Annotated in this window: 6 protein-coding genes; 3 read left to right on the top strand and 3 right to left on the bottom strand. The window is 69.0% G+C overall.

Annotated features, from left to right (window positions below; translation table 11 throughout):
- Positions 1-63: 63 nt before the first annotated feature.
- Together katG and AB8810_RS16660 are read right to left on the bottom strand one after the other, a co-directional pair.
- On the bottom strand, positions 64-2,316 hold the full coding sequence (katG, locus tag AB8810_RS16665) for a catalase/peroxidase HPI (RefSeq protein ID WP_369914277.1): 2,253 nt from the start codon (positions 2,314-2,316) through the stop codon (positions 64-66).
- Between the two features lie 320 nt (positions 2,317-2,636).
- Positions 2,637-5,939: an AAA family ATPase gene (locus tag AB8810_RS16660; RefSeq protein ID WP_369914276.1), complete on the bottom strand. Its 3,303-nt coding sequence runs from the start codon at positions 5,937-5,939 to the stop codon at positions 2,637-2,639.
- Between the two features lie 437 nt (positions 5,940-6,376).
- Between AB8810_RS16660 and AB8810_RS16655 the strand changes: the two genes are divergently transcribed.
- Positions 6,377-7,072 carry a helix-turn-helix transcriptional regulator gene (locus AB8810_RS16655; protein ID WP_369914275.1) on the top strand — a complete coding sequence of 232 codons (696 nt, stop codon included), beginning with the start codon at positions 6,377-6,379 and terminating at the stop codon, positions 7,070-7,072.
- 58 nt (positions 7,073-7,130) lie between these two features.
- Positions 7,131-7,787 carry a glutathione S-transferase family protein gene (locus AB8810_RS16650; RefSeq protein ID WP_206258728.1) on the top strand — a complete coding sequence of 219 codons (657 nt, stop codon included), beginning with the start codon at positions 7,131-7,133 and terminating at the stop codon, positions 7,785-7,787.
- A 325-nt stretch (positions 7,788-8,112) separates the two neighbouring features.
- On the opposite strand, the gene mutS is transcribed toward AB8810_RS16650, so the two are convergent.
- Entirely contained in the window at positions 8,113-10,668 is a 2,556-nt protein-coding gene (mutS, locus tag AB8810_RS16645) for a DNA mismatch repair protein MutS (protein ID WP_369914274.1), read from the bottom strand.
- A 202-nt stretch (positions 10,669-10,870) separates the two neighbouring features.
- Between mutS and AB8810_RS16640 the strand changes: the two genes are divergently transcribed.
- On the top strand, positions 10,871-12,766 hold the full coding sequence (locus AB8810_RS16640) for an integrase (protein ID WP_369914273.1): 1,896 nt from the start codon (positions 10,871-10,873) through the stop codon (positions 12,764-12,766).
- The last annotated feature ends 4 nt before the right edge of the window (positions 12,767-12,770 follow it).

The following is a 12,770-nucleotide window of genomic DNA, read 5'->3' as shown; positions in this document are numbered from 1 at the left end:
GGATCATCCGGGCAGGCCTGACCGATCAGCAGCCCGCCCAATGCACCGGGCAGGCCCTCGATCTCACGCCGCCAGATCGAAACGGTCCAGCTGCATCACCTTGCTCCAGGCCGCGACGAAATCCCGCACGAACTTCTCCTGCGCATCGGCGCTGGCATACACCTCGGCCAGGGCACGCAGGATCGAGTTGGAACCGAACACCAGATCCACGCGCGTGCCGGTCCACGTTTGCTCGCCGCTGGTGCGATCGCGGCCCGCGTACAGTTCCTTGGTGTCCGAGGTCGCCTTCCACTCGATTCCCATGTCCAGCAGGTTGGCGAAGAAGTCGTTGCTCAGCGTGTCGGTGCGCTTGGTGAACACGCCGTGCGCCGACTGCCCGACATTGGCGCCGAGCACGCGCAGGCCGCCGACCAGCACGGTCATCTCCGGCGCGGTCAGGGTCAGCAGCTGTGCCTTGTCGATCAGCAGCGCTTCGGCGGAGACCGCGTAGCGGCGCTTGCTGTAGTTGCGGAAGCCGTCGGCCGCCGGTTCGAGCACGGCGAACGATTCGACGTCGGTCTGCGCCTGCGTGGCGTCCATGCGCCCCGGCACGAACGGCACGGTCAGGGTCTGCCCCGCGTTCTTGGCGGCCTGCTCGACCGCAGCCGCGCCGCCGAGCACGATCAGGTCGGCCAGCGAGATCTTCTTGCCGCCGCTCTGGGCGCCGTTGAACTGCGCCTGGATGCGTTCGAGCACGGACAGGACCTGCGCCAGCTGTTCGGGCTGGTTGACCTCCCAGTCCTTCTGCGGGGCCAGGCGGATGCGCGCGCCGTTGGCGCCGCCGCGCTTGTCCGAGCCGCGGAAGGTGGAGGCCGAGGCCCATGCAGTGGACACCAGCTGGGCGATGCTCAGGCCCGAACCGAGCAGCGTCTGCTTCAGGGCGGCGATGTCCTGCGCATCGACCAGCGCGTGGTCCAGCGCGGGGATCGGATCCTGCCAGACCAGTTCTTCGGCCGGCACCTCGGGACCCAGGTAGCGCGCACGCGGACCCATGTCGCGGTGGGTCAGCTTGAACCAGGCGCGGGCGAAGGCATCGGCGAACTGCTCGGGGTGTTCCAGGAAGCGGCGCGAGATCGCGGCGTAGGCCGGATCGAAGCGCAGCGCCAGGTCGGTGGTGAGCATGGTCGGCAGATGCTTCTTCGACGCATCGTGCGCGTCCGGGATCAGCGCCTCGGCATTCTTCGCCACCCACTGGTGCGCGCCGGCCGGGCTCTTGCTCAGCTCCCACTCGAACTTGAACAGGTGTTCGAAGAAATCGTGGCTCCACTGCGCCGGGGTGGTGGTCCAGGTGACCTCCAGGCCGCTGGTGATGGTGTCGCCGCCCTTGCCGCTGCCGAAACTGTTGTGCCAGCCCAGGCCCTGCGCGCCCAGGTCGCTGGCTTCCGGTTCGGCGCCGACGTGGTCGGCCGGGCCGGCGCCGTGGGTCTTGCCGAAGGTGTGGCCGCCGGCGATCAATGCGACCGTCTCTTCGTCGTTCATCGCCATGCGCGCGAAGGTGTCGCGGATGTCCTTGGCGGCGAGCAGCGGATCCGGATTGCCGTCCGGGCCTTCCGGATTGACGTAGATCAGGCCCATCTGCACCGCGGCCAGCGGGTTCTCCAGATTGCGCGTGTGCACGTCGCCATCGGCGTCGTCGTCGGAGACCAGCACGCCGCCGGCCTTGTCCACGCCGTCCGAGCCGTGCGCATAGCGCACGTCGCCGCCCAGCCAGGTGGTCTCGCGGCCCCAGTACACGTCCTGGTCCGGCTCCCAGGTGTCTTCGCGGCCGCCGGCGAAACCGAAGGTCTTGAAGCCCATCGATTCCAGCGCGACGTTGCCGGTGAGGATCATCAGGTCGGCCCAGGAAATCGCCTGCCCGTACTTCTGCTTGATCGGCCACAGCAGGCGCCGCGCCTTGTCCAGGCTGACGTTGTCCGGCCAGCTGTTGAGCGGAGCGAAGCGTTGCTGGCCGCGGCCGCCGCCGCCACGGCCGTCGCCGGTGCGATAGGTGCCGGCGCTATGCCAGGCCATGCGGATGAACAACGGGCCGTAATGGCCGAAATCGGCCGGCCACCAGTCCTGCGAATCGGTCATCAACGCGTGCAGGTCTCGCTTCAGCGCCTGCAGGTCGAGCGCGTTGAAGGCCTTGGCGTAATCGAACGTCTCGCCCAGCGGGTTGGATCTGGACGAATGCTGGCTGAGCAGGTCCACGCGCAATTGCTTGGGCCACCAGTCCTTGTTGGTGGTGCCTTCGGCGGCGGCGCTGTGGTTGAACGGGCATTTGGCTTCGGTGTTCATCGGTCTCTACCTTCGTGCGCAAGGGACGCGCCTGTGGGCCTGGCGGTCGCTGGGGATGGGGGCGGGTGTCGGAAAGCGCGGGGGCGCGTTAGCGATGCGTCGGCGCAATGCGGAAGAGGCGATCATTGGGCTGGCGCATGGCGGGCTCGGGCTGATTCGGTAGGTGCAGACTATCGGTGGCTGAATTCTTTATAAAATTGATTGATCGAAATGATTCGATAGGGAGCGGCAATCGAAAGGCGGGGCGGGGCGGGGCGTTGCGATCGTGGCGCATGCCGCGCGCGGTGTCTGGGAGCGGCGTGCGCCGCCGCCAGCGCGGTTCAGGCGCTGGGCATCACGTCGAAATCGCCGCCCAGCACGCGCTCCAGCCGGCCGCTGCGCCAACCGCGCACGCTGTCGCGCACCAGCGGCGCCGGCGCGATGCGGTAGCGGCGGCACACGCGCAGTTCGTCGTCGGCATCCGACGCGCGCCGGGCCTGTCCGGGCAGGTCCGGCGCGACCCGCACCTGTGCGCTGAGCCGGCGCAGCGCCGGTTCGTCGGCGTCCTGTTCCTGCACGTGCAGGCCGGTCTCCGGTTGCAGCAGATCCAGCGCGCCGAAGCCGGCGATCGCCAGCCAGGCGCGGCCCTGCTCCGGATCCTGCTGCAGCACCTCCACGCGCATGTTGCGTTGCGCGGCCCACGCCAGATACATCTGCAGCAACTGCTGCCACCAGCGCCGCGCGTCGGCGGGATGGCGGTGCAGTTCGCTGGCGCCGATGCGCAGGTCCAGCAGCGCGTCCTGCGGGCGTTGCTCCTGCAGCGCGTCGCTGGCCAGTTGCAGCAGCCACAGCAATTGCGCCAGGCGGGCGACGAATTCGCCGTCGCGCTGCGCGCCGTCCAGCCGCGCGCGCATGCGTCCGGCACTGTCCAGCGCGCTTTCGATGCGGTCGCGGCGTTCGATCCGGTCCAGCACCTGGAAGCGGGTGGGCTGCGACCAGAAATCGGGTTCGCCCATGCTGGCGAAATCCGCTTCCCGCGCCAGCCGCCATGCGCTTGCGGCGTGGGCCTCGTGGAGGACGTGCAGGGCCGTGTCCAGGCGCGTCAGCGCCGCGCCGCCGGTGACCGGCGCGTAGACGATGTCGCGCAGGTCCGCCGGCGCCGCCGGGTCGGCGACAGTGCCCGCTGCGGGCATGGGCGCGGGTGCATCGGGGGCGATGAAGCGCACGTCGAGGCGATCGCCGGCGCCGCGCACGAACAGGAACTGGTCGCCTTCCGGCGCGCGCTGTTCGACGATGCTGCGCGCCAGCGGCGCGAGCAGGTGCTGCTCGATCGCGCGGCGCAGCGGGCGTGCGCCCAGGTCCGGGGTGAAGCCGCGATCGAGCAGGAATTCGATCGCCGACGGCTCCCATTCCACCGCCCAGGCGCGGTTGCGCAGGCCGCGCCGGGTCAGCGTGCGATCGAGCTCCTTGTGCAGGATCTCGCGCATCAGCGCGCGGTCCAGCGGGTTGAACAGCACCACCCGATCGAGCCGGTTGATGAACTCGCGGCGGAAGGTTTCGTACACCGCCTTCTCCACCGCGCTGCGCGAGTAGCCGCCGGCGACGGTGGCGAAGCCGGGGCCGGCGCCGCGCGCGAGGGTGGCGCCGACGTTGCTGGTCAGGATGATGATGCTGTGGCGGAAGTCGGCGGTGTTGCCGTTGCGATCGCTCAGTCGCGCGTCGTCGAACACCTGCAGGAACAGGTCCCAGACCTTGGAGTGGGCCTTCTCGAACTCGTCCAGCAACACCACCGAGAACGGCTGCTCGCGGATCCGCGCGATCAGCGTGCGCTGGCCGGCGCTGTCGTCGCCGGTGAGCCGCGACAGCGCGTCCTCGCCCTGGAATTCGCTCATGTCCAGGCGCAGCAGGCGCTCGGCGTTGCCGAACAGCAGCTCGCCCAGCGCCTTGGCCAGTTCGGTCTTGCCGGTGCCGGTGGGGCCGGCGAACAGGAACACGCCGATCGGGCGATGGCTGTCGACCAGGCCGGCCTTGAGCATGGCGATGCGATCGAGCAGGGTCTCCACCGCTTCGTCCTGGCCGAGCACGCGCTGGCGGAAAAAGCGGCGCAGCGCGTCCAGTTCCAGCCGCTGGCGATCGTCGATCACGTCCAGCGGCAGGCCGCTGCGCTTGGCCACGGCCTGCAGCAGCGCATCGTCGTCGAGCGGCAGGCGCGGCGTCTCGGCGCCGGTCGCGGCCTGCAAGGTCTCGTCCAGCAACTGCAGCAGCCGCCCCGGCTCGTGCTGCTCGGGGAAGTACTGCGCGGCCATGCGTTCGGCCTCGGCCAGGGTGCGCGCGTCGATCACCTCCGCCTGCAGCGTCTGCCGCTGCGCCTGCGCCCACTGTTCGCCGATCTGCGCCAGCGCGGCGGGGGCGGCCGGCGCCAGCGTGACCACTTCGAAGCGCGAGCGCGTTGCCGGCCGCGCCACCTGCAGCTGCGCCAGCTGCCGCGGCGTGATTTCGCCGATCAGGCGCAGCTCGCCGCGCTCCAGCGCCGGCAGCACCAGGTCGAGGATGCCGCGCGGGTCGCGCGAGTGCGAGCCCTTGTGCAGCAGGTCGTAGAAGTCGGGCGCGCGCCACAACGCGCGTTCGCGGTGCAGCACCGCCAGCATCTCGCGGATGCGGCCTTCCAGTTCGCCGATGTAGCTCTGCCCGGCGAGGATCTCCGCCGCCGACGCTTCGAATACGCGCCAGCCTTCGGCCAGCAGGCGTTCGCTGAGCAGATCGATCAGCACGCTCTTGCCGACGCCGTGCTCGCCGACCAGCAGCACCGGCTGCGGCGGCGTGGCCACCAGCTGCTCGTAGGCGCGCTGCAGCGCTGCATCCAGCGCGGGATGACGCAGGCGCAGGCGCGGCGCCAGCGTGGCGACGACGCGGCCGAAACCGCCGAGCACGCGCTGCTCGCGGCGCAGGCTGCGCGCGTCCTGCAGGCGCTGCAGGAACGGCTCCAGCACCGGCTCCTTGAACTGGCCGAGGGTGTCGGCCAGCTTGGCCAGCGCCTCGTCGTCCAGTCCGTCGAACTCCACCGCGCGGTCCGCCGGCGCCTTGCCCGCGGCCCAGTGCAGATAGCCGCGCAGGCGCTGCCGGAACGGCACGAAGCCCCACCACCAGTCGCGCGCCTGGCGCAGCAGCAGATGCAGGTGATCGGCGTCCGGCAGCGTCTGCAGGTAGTCGAGCACGAAGTTGAGCGGATACGAGCCCAGGTGCGGCAGCAGTTCCAGCACCGCGTCCGGATCGCTGCGGCGGCGCTGCGGCAGCGCCACCGCGGCCATCGACGGCAGCGCGTAGCCGGGGCTGCCGAGCGCTTCGAGCACCGCCTGGTCGGAGAACTCCGCGCTGGCCAGCAGGGTCGCGCCTTGCTGGAACTGCGCGATCCGCAACAGATCGGCCGGGCTCTGGATCTGGTCGTCCAGCGCTTCCAGCTGCTGGCGCAACCGCTGCAGGTGCTGGGCCGGGGTTTCTCCGGCCAGCGCTTCGGGCGCTTCCGGCTTGGGGTCGGGTTCGGGTGCTGACTGCGGCGTGCGCGGAGCGGCCGATCCCGTGTGTCTGAAGACGTGCAACAGCAAACCGCCCACGACGACGCCGATCACGAACAGGTAGATCTCCAAGCGAGGCTCCTTCAGTGCCTACCGATGCGGTTGGAAGCGGCCACGTCGCGGTGCTGGATGGCGGCCCGGGTGCCGGACGCGGCTGCGTCGAGCGCAATGCCTGGTCGCGCCGGTTGCGGTGCCGTGGCTTGCGGGCGTATCGACATGCGTTGCCTTGCTTCCTTGTGCTGAGCGCGTCCACTCGCGCGGCTGATCCCTCGCCGGCGCATGCGCCGGCAATGCGGCCAGCGACGGCCTTGCGAGTATAGGGGCGCGTGTTTCGGGCGGGCTACAGCCGCGACGCGAGCCTCCACCCGGCAGCGGCCGGCTTGCGCGCGCCAGCGTGTCACCCCGCACCGGTTCGATGGCCTGCGCGCGCTCGCCCGACATGCCTGGAAGCGGGAGCGGATCCTTCCCGGCAGCGACCAGCACACGGCAAAGCCCACTATCCTGTCGCGATGGCCATCCGTGCGACCCGTCTGCTGCACCTGCTCGACGCCCTGCGCGGCCGGCGCCGGCCGGTGGCCGGTGCCCAGCTCGCCACCGCGCTGGGCGTCAGCCTGCGCACGCTGTACCGCGATATCGCGACCTTGCGCGTGCAAGGCGCCGACATCCTCGGCGATCCCGGCGTCGGCTACGTGCTGCGTCCCGGCTTCCTGCTGCCGGCGCTGAATTTCAGCGAGGACGAATTGGAGGCCGTGACCCTGGGCGCGCGCTGGGTGGCGCGCCAGGCCGATCCGGAACTGGCGCAGGCGGCGCAGCGCGCGGTGGCGCGGATCGCGGCCACGCTGCCCGGCAACCTGCGCCTGTCGATCGAGACCAGCGGACTGCTGGTGCCCGCCGCCGCGGACGTGCCGCCGCCGGCGCCGTGGCTGCCGGTGCTGCGCCGTGGCATCCGCCTCGAGCACGTGCTGCGGATGGACTACAGCGACGCCAATGGCGCGGCCTCGCAACGGTTGATCTGGCCGTTCGCGATGGCCTTCTTCGGCAGCTACGGCATGATCGCCGCGTGGTGCGAACTGCGCCGCGATTTCCGCCACTTCCGCGCCGACCGGGTGCTGGCCCTGGCCGACGACGGCGAACGCTATCCCTCGCGCCGGCACCTGTTGATCAAGCGCTGGCGCGCGGCCACCGGCTACGGCGCCGACTACTGACAGCACCTGTCAGCAGGGCAGGACCAGACTGCAGGCTGTTCACAACGGAAGTCTGCCCATGTCCACCGAGATCGTGCTTTACACCCACCCCATGTCGCGCGGCCGCGTCGCCCGCTGGATGCTGGAGGAAACCGGCCTGCCGTATCAGGCGGTCATTCTCGATTACGGCACCACGATGAAGGCGCCGGCCTATCTGGCGATCAACCCGATGGGCAAGGTGCCGGCGCTGCGCCATGGCGACACCGTGGTCACCGAGAATGCGGCGATCTGCGCCTACCTGGCCGATCTGGTGCCGGAGCGGCAGCTGGCGCCGCCGCCGGGATCGCCGGCGCGCGCCGACTACTACCGCTGGCTGTTCTTCCTGGCCGGGCCGTTCGAGGCGCTGTTGACCGCGAAGGAGGGTGGGGTGCTGGCACCGGCACGCAGCGCCGGCTATGGCCGCGAGGCCGACCTGCTGCAGACCCTGGAACAGGCGGTCGCGGACCGCGACTACCTGGCCGGCGATCGCTTCAGCGCGGCCGACCTGTATGCCGCCGCATGCCTGGGGTACTACCTGCGCATCGGCCAGCTCGAGCCGCGCCCGGCATTCGCCGCGTTCGCGCAGCGCCATGGCGATCGTCCTGCATTGCTGCGTGCCAGTGCGATCGATGCTGCGTTGATCGCGGCGCATCCGCATCCGGATATGCCAGCAAGTGTGGCGCCGGCGACGGCCTAGCGGCTGTTCCTTCTCCCCTCGGGACCATGGGCTCCCTTTTCGGGGAAAGGTGCCACGCAGGCGCAGATGAGGGTACGGGTGCAGCCTCGTGCGCCCAAACTCCGCGAGTCGCTTCGCGCCGTACCCTCACCCCAACCCCTCTCCCGGTGGGAGAGGGGCTCACGCGGTTCCTTCTCCCGTCGGGACCATGGCCCCTTTTCGGGGAGAAGAGGCGGATGAGGATACGGGCCAGCCTCGTGCATCCAAACACGGCGAGACGCTTCGCGCCGTACCCTCACCCCAACCCCTCTCCCGGTGGGAGAGGGGCTGAGGCCGCACGCACGCGCTACAGCAGCGACTTGAGGCGGTACAAGGCTTCCAGCGCCTGCTTGGGCGTCAGCTCGTCCGGATCCAGCGCGGCCAGCGCGTCCTGCGCCGCCGATGGGGCGGCCGCGAACAGGCCGAACTGCTGCGGCGCGTCCAGCGCCTGCGGCGCCATCTGCGAGGCGTGGCTTTCGCCGCCGCGTTGTTCCAGTTCCGCCAGCCGCCGCCGCGCCTGCGCGACGGTGGCCTTGGGCAGGCCGGCCAGCGCCGCCACCTGCAGGCCGAAACTGCGATTCGCCGGGCCGTCCTTGACCGCATGCATGAACACCAGTTTGTCGCCGTGCTCGACCGCGTCCAGGTGCACGTTGGCGATGCCGCTGGCGCCGCCTTCGACCGATTCGTCGGCCAGCGCGGTCAGCTCGAAATAGTGCGTGGCGAACAGGGTGTAGCAGCGGTTGTGGTGGGCCAGGTGGCGCGCCACCGCGTCGGCCAGGGCCAGGCCGTCGTAGGTGGAGGTGCCGCGGCCGATCTCGTCCATCAGCACCAGCGACTGCGCGCTGGCGTGATGCAGGATGTAGCTGGTCTCGGCCATCTCGACCATGAAGGTGGACTGGCCGCGCGCCAGGTCGTCGCCGGCGCCGATGCGGGTCAGGATGCGGTCGATCGGGCCGATCACCGCACGCGTCGCCGGCACGTAGCTGCCGATGTGCGCCAGCAGCACGATCAGCGCGTTCTGGCGCATGTAGGTGGATTTACCGCCCATGTTCGGGCCGGTGATCACCAGCATGCGCCGGTCCGGATGCAGGTCCAGGTCGTTGGGTTCGAACGGCTGCTCGCGCACCGCTTCCACCACCGGGTGGCGGCCGCGTTCGATGCGCAGGCACGGCGCGGTGTCCAGTTCCGGTTGCGCCCAGTCCAGCGCCTGCGCGCGTTCGGCGAAGCCGGCGAGCACGTCCAGTTCGCTGAGTGCGGCGGCGGCGCGCTTGAGCGGCTCCAGGCGATCGCCCAAGGTGTCCAGCAAGGCTTCGTAGAGCAGCTTCTCGCGCGACAGCGCGCGTTCGCGCGCCGACAGCACCTTGTCCTCGAAGTTCTTCAGTTCCTCGGTGATGTAGCGCTCGGCGTTGGTCAGGGTCTGCCGCCGCGTGTAGTGCACCGGCGCCTTTTCCGCCTGGCCCTTGCTGATCTCGATGTAGTAGCCGTGCACGCGGTTGTAGCCGACCTTCAGCGTGGCGATGCCGCTGCTGGCGCGCTCGCGCGCTTCCAGGTCGATCAGGAACTGGTCGGCATGGGTGCTGAGCCGGCGCAATTCGTCCAGCTCGGCGTCGTAGTCGGCGGCGATGACGCCGCCGTCGCTGAGCTTGAGCGGCGGCTGCTCGGCGATCGCCGAGGCGAGCAGGTGCGCGATCTCGTCGTGCTGGCCCAGTTCCGCGGCCAGCGCGGCCAGCCGCGGCGAATCCAGCGGTGCCAGGATCGTGCGCACCGTCGGCAGCAGGCCCAGGCCGTCGCGCAGCGTGGAGAAATCGCGCGGGCGCGCCGAGCGCAGCGCCACGCGGGTGAGGATGCGTTCGATGTCGCCGAGCGCGCGGAACGCGTCGCGCAGGTCGGCATCGGCGCCGCGATCGATCAGCGTGCCGACCGCGTGGTGGCGCTGCACCAGCACCTCGCGCAGGCGCAGCGGGCGGTGCAGCCAGCGCCGCAGCAGGCGACCGCCCATCGGCGTGACCGTGCTGTCCAGAACGCCGAGCAAGGTGTTGCGGGTGTCGCCATCCACCCGCGTATCCAGCTCCAGGTGGCGGCGCGTGGCCGCGTTCATCGCGATCGCCTCGGCCGCGGTTTCCATCGCGATCGCGGTCAGGTGCGGCAGGCGTTGTTTCTGCGTCTCCTCCACGTAGCCGAGCAGGGCGCCGGCAGCGGCGGTGGCGCGCGGTTTGTCGTCGATGCCGAAGCCGGTGAGGTCGTGCAACTGGAAGAAGTTGAGCAACTGGCGACGGCCGCTGTCGGCGTCGAACAGCCACGGCGCGCGGCGGCGCACGCCGCGGCGCTCGCGCAGGAACTCCGGCCACTGGTCCTCGTCGGGCACCAGCAGTTCGGCCGGTTCCAATCGGGCTAACTCCGCTTCCAGCGCGTCCTCGCTGTCGACCTCGTTGACCAGGAAGCGGCCGCCGGCCAGGTCGGCCCAGGCCAGGCCGTAGCCGTGTTTGTTGCGCGCGATCGCCATCAGCAAGGTGTCGCGGCGCTCGTCGAGCAGCGCCTCGTCGGTGACCGTGCCCGGCGTGACCACGCGCACCACCTTGCGCTCGACCAGGCCCTTGGCCAGCGCCGGATCGCCGATCTGCTCGCAGATCGCCACCGACTCGCCCAACGCCACCAGCCGCGCCAGATAGCCCTCGTAGGCATGCACCGGCACCCCGGCCATCGGGATCGGCGCACCACCGGAACTGCCGCGCTGGGTCAGGGTGATGTCCAGCAGGCGCGCGGCCTTGCGCGCGTCGTCGTAGAACAGTTCGTAGAAATCGCCCATGCGGAAGAACAGCAGCAGGTCCGGATATTCGGACTTGGCGGCGAAGAACTGCTTCATGAGCGGGGTGTGCTCAGCAGTGGAATTGGACGACAAGGGTTTCGCTTTGGAATCAGGGGTTTGCAAGAAGCCTTCCTACGGTCTGTAGCGGTCAATCCGGGTCACTGGCGGCAAGTAACGGTGTTCTTTGTTGCGCCGCAGTTGCGGCGCTCACTCAAACGGGATCAAATCGATGTTGCGACGGACACACAGCGGATCGACCATGGATACGGTTGTTGCGACGGAGGCAGATGCCCCGCGTCGCCGAGGCACCAAGTTTAAGCTGACCTACCGGCAAATCTGCGAACTGAGCGTGGCCAAAGGCCCCGTTGAGGGCCCGCAGGGCCGGGCCATCATCGCCCAGCGCCCGGTAGCGGAAGTGGGGAAGCCCTATCGGGTCTTGGATGGTAACCAAGGAGCGCCGACAGGCTTTGGCTTTTACGTAGGCACCACCCGCACGACATATGAGGTCGTAGTTCGAGGGCCGTCCGGGGTGCGGAGGTTCTCGCTGGGGAATGTGGCGGACATGGGGCCCGAGCAGGCCTACGAGCTGGCGCGACAGAAGTTGGCCGTGGTTCGAGAGACCGGGGAGCACCCGTCTCGCCAAGAGGCTCGAAGCGAGCACCTGCTCGAGCTCAAGGGGGTCACCCTGGCCGATTGCTTCGCCGCCTACATCGAAGACCTCGAAAAGAAGGTTCGCAACAAGAAGGCCAAGCCGGCCAGCGTCCGAGCGGTTCAGGACAGTTTGGCGCGGTTCGCGCGCGCTGAAGTCGGGCTGGCCGGCAAAGCCATCCTCCGGTTGACGGACCGGGACATCCACCAAGCCTTCGAGAACCTGCGACGGTCTTCCATGGTCCGGTCCAATCGCATCCCGACGGCGATGCGAACCGCACTGGCCGAGTATCCCGACTGGGCGGATCTCTCAACGCAGCAACTCGAAGCTCTGGGGATCAGCGGTCGATACCTTCAGCGGGTCAAGGCGGCTGGGCGGGCATCCACCGAACATTCGTTCACCGATGCCAAGCGGGCAGTTGACTTGGTGCTCAAGCGAGAGCGGAAGGCGGCTGCCCGGGAGCAGCGCGAGCCGGTGCTGCGCTACAACCCGTTCCAGGTCATCCACGACGACGACCTGCTGCGCGATGCTCAGGAGCTTCGCCGCCACTACGAGCGGGCTGAAGTTCGTAACCCGCTGGGCGACGATACGCTGCCCCGGGTCCTGAAAGTCATCTTGGCTCGGCGGGACGAGCAGGGCGGATTGAACGCGACCGGCGCGGATTACTTGCTGCTGACGTTGCTGTGGGGAACCCGCCGCAGCGAGGCTGCACAGCTTCGATGGTTCGACCGGTGTTCGCCTGGCGAACTGCGGCAGTCAGAGGTCTCTTGGGTCTGGCTGGCCGGGCCGGACGAGGTGAACCCCTACACCCGCCGTGCAGGCTCGCAGGTCTACCTGTTCGACACCAAAAGCGGGGAGGAGCGCTACTTGCCGGTGACTTACTTCGCTCAAAAGGTGTTGGAGCGCCGGTTCGAAGAGCGCCTTGATGAAGTGGAGGCGCGGAAGGCATTGGTAGACATCGAGGAGCTGCTGAAGGCGGCCAAGACCAAGGGATACCGCATCGAGTTGGTCGAGAGGCTGGAGAAAGAAGTAGAGCAGGCGCGTCGCGCGTTGGTTCGGTCGGTCTTCGTCTTCCCGGCTAGGTCCCATCGCAGCAAGACGGGACACTATTCCGACAGTAAGAGCATCGTGGCCAACGTCCGCCGGGATGCTGGACTCGTGGATGTGCGGGCCGAAGTGGACATCGGGCTGACCACGCACGATTTCCGACGAACCCTGGGCCGCTATGCAGCGCTGCTGTTTGGCGAAAGCCGGATCGTATCGCAGCTGCTTCACCATCACACGCCGGGACTCGGGACAGATCGCATGGCTGCGGTCTCCGAACGCTACACCGAGCAGGAGTGGTCCAAGCTCAGGGAGGCTATGGGACGGGTGGAAGAAAGCATGATTGCAATGAGTCCCCGTGTCTGGAACCGCCTCAAGGGAACCGACAAGCCCCGCCTCGACGAAATAAATGATAAGCCAGCCTCCATTTTCACCGGTAGGAACAGGCGGGGATTGGACTGAAGTT

This window comes from Xanthomonas sp. NCPPB 3005, from assembly GCF_041228095.2.
In the GTDB taxonomy this organism is placed as follows: Bacteria; Pseudomonadota; Gammaproteobacteria; order Xanthomonadales; family Xanthomonadaceae; genus Xanthomonas_A; species Xanthomonas_A bonasiae.
This window is presented reverse-complemented; position numbering and strand designations above follow the sequence as displayed.